The sequence below is a fragment of the Nocardia sp. NPDC050717 genome (assembly GCF_040654275.1).
Lineage (GTDB): Bacteria > Actinomycetota > Actinomycetes > Mycobacteriales > Mycobacteriaceae > Nocardia.
Map to the genome: position 1 here is coordinate 356559 of NZ_JBFAHR010000002.1, position 15400 is coordinate 371958.

12 protein-coding genes are annotated in these 15400 nt (G+C 68.6%); 10 read left to right on the forward strand and 2 right to left on the reverse strand.

Translation table 11 applies throughout. From position 1 onward, the window contains the following. Positions 1-44: 44 nt before the first annotated feature. Positions 45-1847: a hypothetical protein gene (locus tag AB0H56_RS07695; RefSeq protein ID WP_357158766.1), complete on the forward strand. Its 1803-nt coding sequence runs from the start codon at positions 45-47 to the stop codon at positions 1845-1847. 1 nt (position 1848) lies between these two features. Here the strand turns inward: AB0H56_RS07695 and AB0H56_RS07700 are convergent, their stop codons facing one another. Further along, entirely contained in the window at positions 1849-3819 is a 1971-nt protein-coding gene (locus AB0H56_RS07700; protein ID WP_357158769.1) for a glycoside hydrolase family 15 protein, read from the reverse strand. A gap of 119 nt (positions 3820-3938) precedes the next feature. On the opposite strand from AB0H56_RS07700, the gene AB0H56_RS07705 reads away from it, so the two are divergent. Then, the gene (locus AB0H56_RS07705; RefSeq protein ID WP_357158772.1) at positions 3939-4184 is read left to right on the forward strand and encodes a hypothetical protein; all 246 of its coding nucleotides are present in this window, start codon (positions 3939-3941) and stop codon (positions 4182-4184) included. Positions 4185-4294: 110 nt separating this feature from the next. Here the strand turns inward: AB0H56_RS07705 and AB0H56_RS07710 are convergent, their stop codons facing one another. After that, the gene (locus AB0H56_RS07710) at positions 4295-5344 is read right to left on the reverse strand and encodes a M48 family metallopeptidase (RefSeq protein ID WP_357158775.1); all 1050 of its coding nucleotides are present in this window, start codon (positions 5342-5344) and stop codon (positions 4295-4297) included. A 74-nt stretch (positions 5345-5418) separates the two neighbouring features. Here AB0H56_RS07710 and AB0H56_RS07715 point away from each other — a divergent pair, with 74 nt between their 5' ends. From AB0H56_RS07715 to AB0H56_RS07750, 8 genes are all read left to right on the forward strand, one after another. Next, a complete protein-coding gene (locus AB0H56_RS07715) occupies positions 5419-5508 on the forward strand; it encodes an Ms4533A family Cys-rich leader peptide (RefSeq protein WP_019045829.1) in 90 nt (29 codons plus the stop codon). A 213-nt stretch (positions 5509-5721) separates the two neighbouring features. After that, positions 5722-6774: a sulfate ABC transporter substrate-binding protein gene (locus AB0H56_RS07720; RefSeq protein ID WP_357158778.1), complete on the forward strand. Its 1053-nt coding sequence runs from the start codon at positions 5722-5724 to the stop codon at positions 6772-6774. Positions 6775-6865: 91 nt separating this feature from the next. Further along, positions 6866-7711 (forward strand): sulfate ABC transporter permease subunit CysT, encoded by an 846-nt coding sequence (gene cysT / locus AB0H56_RS07725; RefSeq protein WP_357159192.1) that lies wholly within the window; start codon positions 6866-6868, stop codon positions 7709-7711. Beyond that, the gene (gene cysW / locus AB0H56_RS07730; RefSeq protein WP_357158781.1) at positions 7708-8514 is read left to right on the forward strand and encodes a sulfate ABC transporter permease subunit CysW; all 807 of its coding nucleotides are present in this window, start codon (positions 7708-7710) and stop codon (positions 8512-8514) included. Before cysT ends, cysW begins: the two co-directional genes overlap by 4 nt. Beyond that, a complete protein-coding gene (locus AB0H56_RS07735; RefSeq protein WP_357158784.1) occupies positions 8511-9506 on the forward strand; it encodes a sulfate ABC transporter ATP-binding protein in 996 nt (331 codons plus the stop codon). The genes cysW and AB0H56_RS07735 overlap by 4 nt, the downstream gene beginning before the upstream one ends. A gap of 324 nt (positions 9507-9830) precedes the next feature. Further along, entirely contained in the window at positions 9831-10835 is a 1005-nt protein-coding gene (locus AB0H56_RS07740) for a diiron oxygenase (RefSeq protein ID WP_357159195.1), read from the forward strand. Between the two features lie 12 nt (positions 10836-10847). Further along, entirely contained in the window at positions 10848-12437 is a 1590-nt protein-coding gene (locus AB0H56_RS07745; RefSeq protein WP_357158787.1) for an FAD-dependent oxidoreductase, read from the forward strand. Between the two features lie 560 nt (positions 12438-12997). Further along, a complete protein-coding gene (locus AB0H56_RS07750; RefSeq protein WP_357158790.1) occupies positions 12998-15121 on the forward strand; it encodes an Hsp70 family protein in 2124 nt (707 codons plus the stop codon). Positions 15122-15400 lie beyond the last annotated feature (279 nt).

The window sequence follows — 15400 nt, forward strand, 5'->3', positions numbered from 1 at the left end:
CCCAGCGTCTCGGCCGGGCTCATGCAACGAGAGTGAGGAACAGGTTGTCTGCCGCTGCCGGACTGCAGGCCGCGACGGTGAAGCATCCGGATGTGATGGCTCCGGTCGTGTCTCTCGTCGACGAACTGCGGGACCTGGTCCGCACCGGCGGTCGCGACGATCTCGACGCCAGGCTGGGCATGGTCCGGGCCAGGCTCACCGATCCCCGCGTGCGTCTGGTCGTGGTCGGCGAATCGCAGGCCGGTATGAGCACGCTGGTCAACAGCATGGTCGGCACGCCGGTCAGCGCGACCGACGGTAAGCCGAGTGTCCCGGTGATCGTCGAGTACGGTCCGGCGCCGACCGCCACACTGGTGAAGTCGGGTCAGCGCGGTCGCGTCGAGCGGGTGCCCGTCGACCCGCTGAACCCCGGTCCCGCGCTCACCGCGCTCGGGGTGTTGCGCGCCGAGTTCGCCGAACCGAGCGCGCTGCTGGCCGACGGCCTGGTGGTGATGGACGCCCCGGGCTCCGCCACCCACGAGAGCGCCGCCTGGTCGATGATCGCCGCCGCCGACGTGGTGCTCTACGCCACCGACTCCGCCGCCGAACTCACCGAAGCCCAGCTCGAATACCTGCGCCGCGTCGAGCAGGTGTGCCCGTCGGTGGTGTGCGTGCTCACCAAGATCGACCGCAACCCGCAGTGGTCGCTGACCCAGCGCCGCAACCGCGCCCTGCTCGACGGCGCCGGGCTGAACTTCGCGGTCGCGCCGGTCTCGGCGGTTCTGCACCGGGAGTCGCGCGAATCGGGCGACCAGCAGCGCGACATCGAATCCGGCGTGCCCCAGCTCATCGATCACCTGCGTGATTACGTGGTGGCCCAGGCGGATTCGGTCGCCGTCGCCGCCGCGGTACGCGACATCTCCTCGGTCACCGACCAGCTCGGCTTCACCCTGCGCGCCGAGGCCGACACCCTGCGCGATCCGCGGCGCCGGGCCGAGATCACCCAGCGGCTGGCCGCGGCCCGCACCGAGGCCGACCAGCTGCGCCAGCGCACTGCCACCTGGCAGGTCACCCTCGTCGACGGCAGCTCCGAGCTGAGCGCCGACATCGAACACGATCTGCGGCATCGCCTGCGCACCCTGGTCCGCGAGGCCGAGGCCGAGATCTCCCGCACCGATCCGGCCCGCAAATGGTCGGAGTTCGCGACCGAGCTCGACGCCAGGATCTGCGAGGCCGTCGAGGAGAACTTCGTGATGGCGCACTACCGCGCCGTCGAACTGGCCGAGCAGGTCGCCGCGAAGTTCCCGCCGGACAACCGCACCCCGCCGCTGCCCGAGCTGCGCCTGACCAACCCCGGTGACGTGCTCGAGCCGGTGCAGTCGCTGGAAACGCTGGAGAGCGCGAAATCCAGTGTGGGACAGCAGGCCCTCTCGGCGCTGCGCGGTTCCTACGGCGGCATCCTGATGGTCGGTCTGGCCACCAGTTTGCTCGGCATGTCGCTGGTCAACTGGTACTCGGCGGGTGCCGGTGTGCTGCTGGGTGTGAACGCCCTGTGGGACGACCGGCGCAGCCGCAAGCAGCGCAGGCAGGCCGAGGCCAAGGTGGCCGTCGCCCGGCTGGCCGACGACGTGATCTTCCAGGTGGGCAAGGAATCCCGCAACCGGCTGCGCACGCTGCAGCGGGTCCTGCGCGACCACTACACCGAGATCGCGGCCGAGGTCGGCCGCACCGCCGAGGAGGCGTTGCGCGCGGCCGAGGAGACCGGCCTGCGCTACGGCGACCAGCGCGAGCTGCGCCTCACCGAGATCGACGCGGGACTGCGGACGCTCGCCGGACTGCGCGAACGCGCCGAGCGGCTCGCCTACTGACTCAGTTCGGCCGGTTCGACGGCGTGTGCGCCGGCTGGAACTGGCCCGCCTGCCGGGAGTCCTCGGCCCTGATCACGTGGGTCACCGCGTTGATCAGCGCCAGGTGGGTGAACGCCTGCGGGAAGTTGCCCAGGTGCCTGCCGGTGTGCGGGTCGATCTCCTCGGCGTAGAGCCGCAGCGGGCTGGCCAGCCCGAGCAGCCGCTCGCACAGCTGGGTGGCGCGCTCGAGCTCGCCGATCTCCACCAGCGCCGAGACCAGCCAGAACGAGCAGATGGTGAAGGTGCCCTCCTCGCCGCTGAGCCCGTCGTCGGTGGTGTCGGTGTCGTAGCGCAACACCAGTCCGTGCACGGTGAGCCGATCGGCGATGGCCAGTACCGTGGCCTTGACCCGGTGGTCCTCCGGCGGCAGGAACCGGGTCAGCACGATCATCAGCAGGGACGCGTCGAGCGTGTGGCCGCCGTAGGTCTGGGTGAACACGCCTTCCTCGTCGACGCCCTTGGCGAGCACGTCGGCGCGGATCTCCTCGGCGATGTCGAACCACTCCATGGCCCGCTCGAACTGGCCGTGCAGCTGGGCCAGCCGAGCGCCACGGTCGAGCGCGACCCAGCACATCACCTTCGAGGAGGTGAAATGCTGCGGCTCACCGCGGACCTCCCAGATGCCGCGATCGGGTTCGCGCCACCGCGAGATCGCCGCGTTCACGGTGCGTTCCAGCATGGGCCACAACGATTCCGGGACCTGCTGCCGCGACTTCACGTGCAGGTACACGGCATCGAGCATGGTGCCCCAGATGTCGTGCTGGTCCTGGTTGTAGGCGGCGTTGCCGATGCGCACCGGACGCGAGTTGTCGTAGCCGGACAGCTCGGGCAGCACCTCCTCGGTGATCCGGCGCTCGCCGCCGATGCCGTAGAGCACCTGCAGCGGCAGCGCGTCACCGTTCTCGCCGGTGGTGGCGTCGTTGAGGAAGTTGAAGAAGTCGTCGGCCTCGCGATCGAGCCCGAGGGTGTACAGGCCCCACAGCGCGAAGCTGGCGTCGCGCACCCAGGTGTAGCGATAGTCCCAGTTGCGCTCCCCGCCGGGGGTTTCCGGCAGCGAGGTGGTGGCGGCCGCGATCAGCGCGCCGGTGGGCGCGTAGGTGAGGCCCTTGAGCGTCAGCGCGCTGCGCTGCAGGTAGCTGCGCCACGGATGATCGGGAAAATCACCGAGGGTGATCCACTGCCGCCAGCATTCCGCGGTCGTCCACATCTTCGTCGCGGCCTCGTCGAAGGTGGCGGGCGCGGGCAGGTCCGACCACGACAGGGCGACGAACACGGCGTCGCCCTCGCTCATCCTGGTGCGCGCCCGCGCCTCGCGCCCTTCCAGGCCCAGCCGCAGGTCGGTGTTGAGCACCAGCGACGGTCCACCGTCGGGATGGTTGACCGCGACCGCGGTGGCCTGCTCGTAGACCTTGCCGGTGTACTCCCAGCGGGCGCCGCCGCGATGATAGTCCAGCGAGGGCTGGCAGCTCATCTCCAATTCGACTGTGCCGCTGACACATTTCACCGTGCGCAGCAGCACGTGCTCGGCGTCCCAGTCCATCGGGGTGCGGCGATGGGTCTTGGACCTGGCCATGTTGTTGTGCCAGGGGCCGAGCACCAGCGCGTCGCGCACGATCAGCCAGCCGGTCTCGGTCTGCCAGGTCGTCTCGAGGATCATGCCGCCGGGCAGATAGCGCCGTGCGGCGGGCACGTGCTTGCCGTACGGCCCGATCCGGAAGTGTCCCGCGCTGCGGTCCAGGATGGCGCCGAACACACTGGGGGAGTCGGGGCGCGGCACACACATCCACTCGACCGAACCGCTGCTCGCGATCAGGCAGCTCGTCTCGCAGTCGGACAGGAACGCGTAGTCGTCGATCGGCGGGAAGGCGCCGCGACGACCACTGGAGGAGACCGGACTCAGAATCGGCAGTTTGTCGGCACTGGAAGACTCCATACCCCATCATCACGGCGGTACCAGCCACTCGTCCACCGCGCGCGGGTGTCGGCTTCGTGAAGCGGCAGGTCACGGCCGCGGAATTCGCCCGTTCACGACGACCGACTAGTCTTGGGCGCGTGCAACGCATCGCAGGTTGGTGGGACGGCTTCGAACTCTGGGTAGCCGGGCTGCCCTTCATCCCCCAGTTCCTCGTCGTGCTGGTCGGCATGGTCCCGATCAGCTTCGCCATCGCCTACCTGCTCGACCGCACGCTGCGCGCGATCTTCCGCGCCCTGCGCCGCGACGAGCCCACCGACGGCGCCCCGATCCCCGCGACCGTGGCGGCGCCTGCGCGCCCGACCGTCGGCAGTGGTGCCCGCTGATGCCACGGTCCCGCGTTCAGCTCGCCCTCGTCGCCCTGCTCGTACTCGTCGTCATCGCCTGGTTCTTCACCAGGTAGGCGGAGCGCCGGCGCGCCGCCTACCTGGTGACGCTAGTTCCGGCGCCAGTCTGTGAGGCGTTTGCCCAGGTCGGCGACGGTTTGGCCGACTTCCTGGCTGACGGTGCTCACCGCCGCGCCGACGTCCTTGCCCAGGTCGCGGACCGTGCGGATCAGCAGGTCGTCGGATTGGTCGAAGGACTCGCGGTAGCTGCGTGCCGCGTGCTTGACCTCCTCGCTGATGCGCGCGTCGCGGTCGTGCTCGCGGCGCGGGTAGCTGCCGCCGAGCACGCGGTCGTACTCGCCGGACTGGATCCAGCGGCGCAGCTCCGCCGCCCGCAACACCGAGAACGGATGCGACTGCAGTTCCAGGTTGAGCAGCTTGAGCACGCCGTCGCGCAGGTCGCCCGAGCGCAGGTAGTCGTCGGCCTGGTCGAGGAAGGCGCCGTGGTTCATCTCCTTCAGCCAGGTGCCGCCCGCGGTCTTCATGTGCACCCGGACCGAGGCCTCGACGTCCTGGCTGCACAGCAGACCGGCCCGGTCGCCGGACAGTTCCGACTTGCGGCTCCACTCCATCAGCGCCGCCACGATCGCGCGCAGCGCCCAGCCGCCGCCGGGCATCCAGCCGATCGACGCCGACAGCCGCAGCAGATGCATGAGCATCGTGCGGTACACCGCGTGCCCGGACAGGGCGTGGCCGAGCTCGTGGCCGATGACGAAGCGCAGTTCCTCGGTGTCCATCAGATCGAGCAGGCCGGTGGTGAGGACGATGAACGGCTTGTCCATCCCGATCGTGAAGGCGTTCACCGTCGGGTCCTGCAGGACGTACATCTCCGGCGTCGACCGCGCGTCGAGCACACCGACGCAGTCCGCGCGCAGCTCGTGCAGCGTGCGGAACTGGCGATCGTCCACGCGGACGGCCGTCGCCAGGTAGAGCAGCCGGTGCTGGCGCTCGCGCAGCAAGCTGGACAGGGCCTTGAGCACGGTGTCGAACCCGGTCAGCGCCCGCAACGCGACCAGGGCGGTGCGGTCGGCCGGATGCTCCCAGGCGCGGGTACTGATCTCCGGGAAGCGCGCGCGTACGCGGTCTGGAGCCATGGTCATAGGATGAAATCCCCCCTCGAAGTTGAACTCTCGCCGATTCGAATCATCATGTCGCAATCTGCTACAGTCTGCCTGTGTCGTCGAGTGTCGCCCCGCAGATCCGCCATGAGCTGGCGTTGATCGCTGTCGGCAACCTCGCGGTCGCGGACATCCTCTGTCGATGATCGGCCACCGGACGCTTCTGCGCGTTTCTGCCCAGTAGACTGGCGCGCGCTTTCCTTTCGCAGTCGTAGTCCGTTACTCCGGGGGCCGTTGGGCCCGAGTCGCGCCAACTGTCGTGTCGCTCCGTGCACGGCAGGTCTACCGATCGACAAGAGCGTTCCCTGCGGCAGCGAAAACCGCTGCATCGCAGGTCCTTTCCTGAAAGGTTCACCCCGATGTCTCGCACCACTTGGATCGGCTCGCGCCGCCGCGCCGCCGCCATCGCTCTCACTGCTGTCGCCGCGGTCGCGCTGACCGCGTGCGGCGGTGGCGCCAGCGACTCCACCGACGGCGGCGGCACCGGAGCCGACGGCAGCGGGGGCACTCTCAATCTCTACGCCTACGCCGTCCCCAAGCCTGGTTTCGACAAGGTCGTCCCCGAGTTCAACAAGACCGATGCGGGCAAGGGCGTCCAGATCCAGGCCTCCTACGGAGCCTCGGGCGACCAGTCGCGCAAGGTCAAGGACGGCGCCGAAGCCGATGTCGTGAACTTCTCGGTCGAGCCCGACATCACCCGCCTCGTCGACGCCGGCCTGGTGGAGTCGAACTGGAACGCCGACGCGAGCAAGGGCATCCCCTTCGGCTCGGTCGTGACCCTGGTCGTGCGCAAGGGCAACCCCAAGGGCATCAAGGACTGGGACGACCTGCTGAAGCCGGGTGTCGAGGTCGTCACCCCGAACCCGTTCAGCTCCGGCTCGGCCAAGTGGAACCTGCTCGCGCCGTACGCCGCCAAGAGCGACGGCGGCAAGAACCCGCAGGCAGGCCTGGACTACCTGAGCCAGCTGATCTCGCCCGAGCACGTCAAGGTGCAGCCGAAGTCGGGCCGCGAAGCCACCGAGACCTTCCTGCAGGGCACCGGTGACGTGCTGCTGAGCTACGAGAACGAGGCCATCTTCTCCGAGCGCAACGGCGACCCGATCGAGCACATCAACCCGCCGACCACCTTCAAGATCGAGAACCCGGTCGCGGTGCTGAAGAACTCCAAGAACCTGGCCAAGGCCACCGCGTTCCGTGACTTCCTGTTCACCGCGGAGGGGCAGAAGGCCTGGGCGCAGGCCGGTTTCCGCCCGGTCGACCCGAAGGTCGCCGCCGAGTTCGCCAAGGACTTCCCGACCCCGGCCAAGCTGTGGACCATCGATGACCTCGGTGGCTGGAAGGTCGTCGACAAGGAACTGTTCGCGCAGGGCACCGGCAAGGTCGCGGTCATCTACGACCAGGCCACCAAGTAGGCGTGATCCAGCACACACGCGATACTGGACAACTGTGACTGACAGCAGTGGGCACGCCGGGACCGGGGAAACGCCCGATCCCGGCGTTGCCGTGAACCTGGAGAAATCCGCGCCGGCGCGCCGTCGCCGGGAGTGGCTGCGCGTGACCGGTTCGGTCGGCCCGGTCGGCATCGGCGTCGCCGTGCTGTGGCTGAGCGTCATCGTGCTGCTGCCGCTGGCCGCGCTCACCGTCAGCTCGTTCGAGGACGGGTGGTCGGGTTTCTGGGACGCGGTCACCGCGCCCGCGGCCCTGGACTCGCTGCGCATCACGGTCGGCGTCTCGGTGGTCGTCGCCGTGCTCAACGTGGTGATGGGCACGCTCATCGCCTGGGTGCTGGTGCGCGACGAGTTTCCCGGCAAGGGGATCGTCAACGCGCTGATCGACCTGCCGTTCGCGCTGCCGACGATCGTCGCCTCGATCGTGCTGCTCTCGCTCTACGGCCCGAACAGCCCGATCGACATCCACCTCAACGCCACCCAGCCCGGTCTGGTGGTGGCACTGGCCTTCGTGACGCTGCCGTTCGTGGTGCGCTCGGTGCAGCCGGTGCTGATCGAGGTCGACAAGGAAGTGGAACAGGCCGCGCTCTCGCTGGGCGCGAGCAACTGGATCACCTTCCGGCGCATCGTGCTGCCGACGCTGGCGCCGGCGATCATCTCCGGCGGCGGTCTGGCCTTCGCCAGGGCGATCGGCGAATACGGTTCGGTCGTGCTGATCGGCGGCAACATCCCGCGCGAGACCCAGATGACCTCGCAGTACATCCAGCAGCAGATCGAGGTGGACCGGCCCATCAACGCGGCCGCGGTGTCGGTGGCGCTGCTGGCGATCTCCTTCGCCAGCCTGCTCGTGCTGCGCCTGCTGGCCGAGCGCACCGCGCGGAAGGAAGAGGCGGCCCGATGAAGCTGTCGCTGTTCACCCGGCTCTCGCTGCGCACGGTCGCCCTGGGCTACCTGTTCATCCTGCTCGTGCTGCCACTGGTGATCATCCTGTGGCGCACCTTCGAGCGGGGGATCGGCGCGTTCCTCGACTCGGTCACCACGCCCGCGGCGATCTCGGCGTTCCAGCTGTCGATGATCATCGTGGCCATCGTGGTGCCGCTGAACGTGGTGTTCGGCGTCATCACGGCGCTGGCGCTGGTACGCAGCAAGTTCCCCGGGCGCAATCTGGTGCAGGGCATCGTCGACCTGCCGTTCGCGGTGTCGCCGGTGGTCGTCGGTGTCTCGCTGATCCTGCTCTGGGGCGCCGGTGGCTGGTTCGGTGGCCTGGAGTCACTCGGCTTCAAGGTGATCTTCAGCCTGCCCGGCATGGTCATCGCCACCATCTTCGTGACGCTGCCGTTCGTGGTCCGCGAGGTCGAGCCGGTGCTGCACGAGATCGGCGACGACCAGGAACAGGCCGCGGCCACCCTCGGCGCCTCGCGCTGGCAGACCTTCTGGCGGATCACCCTGCCCGCCATCCGCTGGGGCCTGACCTACGGCGTCGTCCTCACCGTGGCCCGCGCGCTCGGCGAGTTCGGCGCGGTGATCATGGTCTCCACCGCGCTGCCCGGCCGCTCGCAGACACTGACGCTGCTGGTGCACGGCCGCTACATCAACGACCACAACACCTTCGGCGCCTACAGCGCGGCGACACTGCTGATGGCCATGGCGCTGGTCGTTCTTCTCCTGATGACTCTCCTCGAACGCAAGCGGGGCTCCGAATGATCACCGTGACCAACGCGCGCAAGAACTACGGTTCCTTCGCCGCTCTCGACGATGTCAGCATCGACATCCCCTCCGGCGAACTGACCGCGCTGCTCGGCCCGTCGGGGTCGGGCAAGTCGACACTGCTGCGGTCGATCGCCGGCCTGGAGTCGCTCGACGGCGGCATCGTCACGATCGCGGGCAACGACGTGACCAACGTGGCGCCGCAGAAGCGCGACATCGGCTTCGTGTTCCAGCACTACGCCGCGTTCAAGCACATGACCGTGCGCGACAACGTGGCCTTCGGCCTGACCATCCGCAAGCGGCCGAAGAAGGAGATCGACAAGCGCGTCGACGAGCTGCTCGGCATCGTCGGCCTCGACGGTTTCCAGCACCGGTATCCGGCGCAGCTGTCCGGTGGTCAGCGTCAGCGCATGGCGCTGGCCCGTGCCCTGGCCGTCGATCCGCAGGTGCTGCTGCTCGACGAGCCGTTCGGCGCGCTGGACGCGAAGGTGCGCACCGATCTGCGGCAGTGGCTGCGTCGTCTGCACGACGAGGTCCACGTGACCACCGTGCTCGTCACCCACGACCAGGAGGAGGCGCTCGACGTCGCCGACCGGATCGCGGTGATGAACAAGGGCCGCATCGAGCAGGTCGGCTCGCCCGAGGAAGTCTACGACCGGCCCGCCAACGAGTTCGTCATGTCCTTCCTCGGCGCGGTGGCGCGGCTCAACGGCCACCTGGTCCGGCCACACGACATCCGGATCGGCCGCGATCCGTCCATGGCGCTGGCCGAGCACGAGGGCACCGCGGAATCCGCAGGCGTCACCAGAGCCACCGTCGAACGCATCGTCCGGCTCGGCTTCGAGGTGCGGCTGGAACTGCGCAACGCCGCGACCGGCGATCAGTTCGCCGCGCAGGTGACCCGCGGTGACGCCGCCGCGCTGCACCTGAGCGAGGGGGAGACGGTCTACGCCCGTGCCACCCGCATCCCGGATCTGCCGACGAGCTGACCGGTTGTCCCGACCCGGCCGGGCAGTGTTGCTGAACAGCCACTGCCCGGCCATCGCGTTCTGTGCCGCGGGAGGATAACCGGTACCGCCGGTTCGCACGGCGAAACGCCGGAGCCGAGCGGGAACTGTTTTTCCCGGCCCCCGCGCGGGTGTGCATGACGCAGTGTCACAGGTAGAGCCGTTTTTACTGGTGAGTAGCTTTTTCTCCGCGGATTTCGCCACGCCGGACACGGAGAATTCGGACGGTGTCGGAGTTGACGTGACTCCTCGTAGGTGTAACTATTGGAAACAGTAAACGTCCCTTGAGGAGAGGCAGTGACGACGATGTCTGCGCCCACCACCCCTGACGTCGATCCTGTAGTCGCCGAGGCTCAGGCGTACGCCGAGAAGTTGCTGATGCTGTCCGAGGCGTCGGTCAACCGTCACTTCGACCCGTTCGAGGACATCGACTGGGACAACCCGGACTTCGACCCGAACCACAAGCCGGAGCGCTGGGTCCTGGTCACCTCGGCGGACCCCATCGGTCGCCACCCCTGGTACCAGGCGCTGCCGCTCGACAAGAAGATCGAGATCGGCAAGGTCCGCCAGGCCAATGTGGCCAAGGTCGGCCTGCAGTTCGAGGCCATCCTGATCATCGGCATGATGCAGCACATCTTCAACCTGAAGAACAACGACCCGGAGTTCCGGTACTGCTCGCACGAGATGATCGAAGAGCACAACCACACTCTGATGTTCCAGGAGATGGTGAACCGCGTCGCCGACGTGCCGGGCATGAACCCGCTCGTGCGTCAGCTGCGCCACCTGGCCGCCCCGGCCGGTGCGCTGTTCCCCAACTTCTTCTTCATGGCCGTGCTCGCCGGCGAGGAGCCGATCGACCACATCCAGAAGGACATCCTGCGCTCGGGCGATGACATCCACCCGATCATGCGCGGCGTGATGGCGATCCACGTGGCCGAGGAAGCTCGTCACATCTCCTTCGCCCACGAGTTCCTGAAGAAGAACGTGCCCGCGCAGCCCGCGGTCAACAAGTTCGTGCTCTCGATCGCGATGCCGATCGTCATGTTCGTGCTCGGCCGCGCCATCGCGACCCCGCCGAAGACCTTCTTCAAGCAGTTCGACATGCCGAAGGAAGTCAAGAAGGAACTGTTCTACGGCTCCAAGGAGTCCAAGCAGGTCTTCGCCGACTACTTCATCGACGTGCGCGCCCTCGCCGAGGAGATCGGGCTGATGAACCCGGTCGCCAAGAAGGTGTGGAAGCTGCTCGGCATCGACGGCCCGTCCAGCCGGTACCGTTCGGAGCCCAAGCGCTCCGCCAAGCACGCCGCCTGAGACGATAGCCATATGCCATATGTCGTTACCCAGTCATGCTGTAGCGACGCCTCGTGCGTCTACGCATGCCCGGTGAATTGCATTCATCCGACCCCGGATGAGCCGGACTTCCTCAGCGCGGAGATGCTCTACGTCGATCCGGCGGCCTGTGTGGACTGTGGCGCCTGCGCCACCGCGTGCCCCGTCGACGCGATCACCTCGTCGAAGAAGCTGACCGAAGAGCAGAAGCCGTTCATCGAGATCAACGCCGACTTCTACCGCATCCAGCGGGACCGGCCGACGTTGGCTCGCCCGGTGATGCCGCCCGCGATCGACACCCAGCGTTCGCCGCTGCGCGTGGCGATCGTGGGGTCGGGTCCGTCGGCGATGTACGCCGCGGACGAGCTGCTCACCCAGCCCGGCGTCGCGGTGACCATGTTCGACCGGTTGCCGCAGGCCTACGGCCTGGCCCGGCTCGGCGTCGCGCCCGATCACAAGCGCACCCGCCAGGTCGCCGACCTGTTCGACGTGATGTCGAAGCAGGAGGACTTCGGGACCTACCTGGACGTGGAGATCGGCAAGCACATCAGCCACGCCGAGCTGCTCGAGCACTTCCACGGCGTGATCTACGCCGTGGGCGCGTCCTCGGATCGCAAGCTCGGCATCCCAGGTGAGGGGCTGGCCGGCAATGTGTCGGCCACCGACTTCGTCGCCTGGTACAACGGTCATCCCGAGCACGTCGACGACGAGTTCGATCTGGATCAGAAGCGCGTCGTCATCGTCGGCAACGGCAACGTGGCCCTCGACGTGGCCCGGATCCTGACCGTCGACCCGGCCACTCTCGCCGGCACCGACATCGCCCCGCACGCGCTGAAGGCGTTGCGCGAGAGCAAGGTCGAAGAGGTCGTGATCCTGGGACGTCGTGGCCCGGCCGAATCGGCGTTCACGGTGCCCGAATTCGTCGGCCTGCTGGCCGCCGACATCGACATCGCGATCGAGGGCGAGCTGCCCGAGGTCACCGCGGAGCTGCCGTTCAAGGTGGAGCAGAAGCTGCGGCTGCTGCACAGCGTCGCGAACCGTCCGTTCGGCGCACGTCGCCGGATCGTGTTCCGCTACCTGTCCTCACCGGTGGAGATCGTCGGCACCGACACGGTGACCGGCGTGCGGGTCGAGCGCAACGAGCTCGTCACCGACGCCGACGGCCGGACCAGCGCGGTGCCGACCGGCGATGTCGAGCTGCTCGAAGCCGGTGTGGTGCTCACCTCGGTGGGCTACCGCGGCGTGCCGACGAAGGACCTGCCGTTCGACGAGGCGCGCGGCGTGATCCCGAACGAGCGTGGCCGCGTGCTGACAGCGCCCGCGGGCGACGTCGTCACCGGAACGTATGTGACCGGCTGGATCAAGCGCGGACCGACGGGCTTCATCGGCACCAACAAGTCCTGCGCGCAGGAGACGGTGGAGCAGCTGGCCGCCGACTTCAACAGTGGCGCACTGCGTGAGCCCACCCGTGACGCGCAGGAGTTCGACCGGCTGGTGCGCGCGCGGCGACCGCAGGCCGTGGCCGGTGGCGCGGCGCTGCCGCCGCGGCACGGTTCGCTCAAGCGACTGCTCGCCCGCGGCTGATTCCACGAGAACCGAAGGCCCGTCCCGGTATTCCGGGGCGGGCCTTCGGCGTGCACGCACCCGTCCGTCGACACGGTGCGGACCAGATCTGCCTCCGCTATTGACGTGTCATTGGGTTTGGCGTCTACTTCATTATGCGGTGTATCGAAATGTCGATTTTCGAATTCATTCGAGTAGTAATTGAATCGGTTACCAGTCGGTAAGTGTGCCAGAAGTGGGCGATAACAAACCTTAGGAATGTAATCGTTGGGGGCTTATTGCGATTACTCCCGGGTAGCTGCTTCTCGGAGTCTGCAGGTCGCCGACATGCCGTTCAGGGGACTGGACGCGTGACCGTAAGCATCTCTACCTGCGAAAACCCTCGTGCAAGGGCCAAAGGTCCTGTGTCTCGTATCAATCGGGCAGCAATTCGGCTTTATGCCGGTTAATCTATGCGGGCTGTTTGGAAGACGACCGCGGCCACATGGTGCGCTCGCGTGCTGGACGTGGTCACGGTGCGTTGACGGGATAGCAATTACATGACCAGAGGTCTGGGCTTAAGCATCGGTACGGTCAATGCGATGACGGCGGTCGCCGCCGAGGATCCGGCCAAGCCGACGGTGCGCACACGGCGTACCGCACTCACCTTCGACGACGCGGGGCGCCCCCGCATCGGGGCGATCAACGAATTCGCCTCGGCCGTCACTGATTTCGCGGACCTGAGCCGGGAGCCGGAGCCGATGGTGATCGGGGGCCGGTTCTACTCGGCGACCAATCTGATCGCCGCCGTCGCCACCGGGCTCATCGAGCTGGCCGAGCCGGCGCCCGGTGTCGTATTGACTTATCCGGCAGTGTATTCCGACAAACAGGTCGCGCTCCTCGGGCAGGCGCTGCATCTGGCGGGGGCCGGGCAGGTGCTGCTCGCGCCGGAGCCGGTCGCCGCCGCCGAGTGGCTCGACGCCGACCAGGGCCCGCTCGCGCCGGGCTTCGTGCTCGTCTACGACCTGGGCGCGAACAGTCTCGACCTCACCGTGCTGCGGGTCGGTCCGGACTGGCCGCATCATCCGATGATCGGAACTCCCGTGCGCTGCACCGACTTCGGTGGCAAGCCGCTGGGCGAGATGGTCGCCCGGTATGCCGGGTCACCGCGCTCGGGCCGCGCGACGCAGACGCTCACCTCGATGGTGAACATCGACGCGCTGCGCACCGAACACATCCGCGACACCTTCCCGCTGGTCAGCAAGACCGTGGCGGCGGCGGGCCTGCGGCTGGCCGATCTGTCGCGAATCCTGGTCGTCGGCGGGGCTTCCCGTCCGCCCGAGGTGGCGCAGACCCTCGCCGAACTCGGCGTCCCGCTCGTCACCGTCGCCGATCCCGGCCAGGTGGTCGCCGCGGGCGCGGCGGCTCTCGCCGCCCGCACCTTCGCACCCGTGCAGCAGCACGGTCCGTCCGCGCCGCATGTGGCCGTATTCTCCAGCGCCGCCGTCGTTTCCGCGCTGGCCATGTCGGCGATGACGGTGTTCGGCAGCCCCTTCGATCCCGGCCTGACGCCCGCGCTCGAACGCTTCCCCGTGCTCGGTGCGCCCGCCGACGCGCTGCTCTACGACATGAGCGCCGACTTCGTCGCGGCCCAGACCTCGGGGCTGGTCGGCGATATCGACCCGCACACCGCCCGCGTGCGCGTCGCGAGCGCGGCCGCCGCGGCACAGACGGCGTACGAGATGATCGTGGCGCCGAACAAGCCGGTGAGCAAGAAGTCCGGTGCGGGGGAGCGGGGCGGGGGTGGCCATCAGGACGTCCGCAACGACTGCAAGTCGCCGGTCCTCGCCCGCACCACCTACGGCGACCCGGCCAGCTTCATCAACCCGCTGCCCTTCGCCAAGTCGACGCAGCCGCAGAACGTTCCGACCAACCCCGGTTCCCCTGATCTGCCCGATCTGGACCCCATCACAGGCCCAGGCCCCGTCGACCCCTCGGTGCCCGGAACCTCGCCCTCGATTCCGGGCACGTCGACAACTCCGGGCTCCTCGCTGCCCGGAACCTCGACGTCGCCGGGGGCTTCGATTCCGGGCGTCGACCCGTCACCGAGCGGTGGCGCCACGACGGGCGGAACCGGTACGGGCACGAGCACACCCGGCACGTCGACCGGCGGCACGGGGACGTCCGGCGGCGGCACCGGTACCGGTGGCACGACCTCGCCCGGTGGCACCACCGGCGGCACGACCTCGCCCGGCGGCACCGGCGACAGCGGCGCATCGACCGGCGGTACGGACGGCGGCTCGTCCTCGAGCGGGGCATCGGGTGGTGGGACCTCTGGCGGTGGAACGTCCAGTGGCGGCACCGGCGGGGGCGGCGCGTCCGGCGGGGGTGACTCCGGCGGCGCGTCCGGCGGCGGTGCCTCGGGTGGCGGTGCGGCCGGTGGTGGTGTGTCCGGCGGAAGTGGTGCGTCCGGCGGCGACTCGGGTGGCGCGAGCGGCGGTGCGTCTAGCGGTGGCGCGACGAGTGGCGGTGCGTCCGGCGGTACTTCGAGCGGAGGTGCCTCGTCCGGCGGCACATCCGGCGGTGCCTCCAACGGCGGTACGTCCGGCGGTGGTACGTCGAGCGGCGGCACCTCCGGTGGTGCGGCCTCCGGTGGTGGCGACTCCGGCGGTGCGTCCGGCGGTGGCGGTGGGGGCGCCGGCGGTGGCGGGGGTTCCCGCCGCTGAGCGGACCGCCATCCAGGGTGGATCAGACCGTTCGTCCGGCAGGGCAGGCCCTTCGCCGCGTACCGGCTCGACCGGCGGAGTAGTGAGTGCGGCACGGGTGTCATGTCCGATGCCGCAGCTACGGCTTTCGTTGGAGCGGCTTCGAATCGCGAATAGGGCTGGAACCCGGCAGATGCGACCGGTTCGAGGCATTGCTTCGCGCGGGCCCGCGATGATCGTGTGCCGAACCTGGAGATCGAGACCGGCCAGATCGCCGGCGCGGCACCGAGACGACGCGCT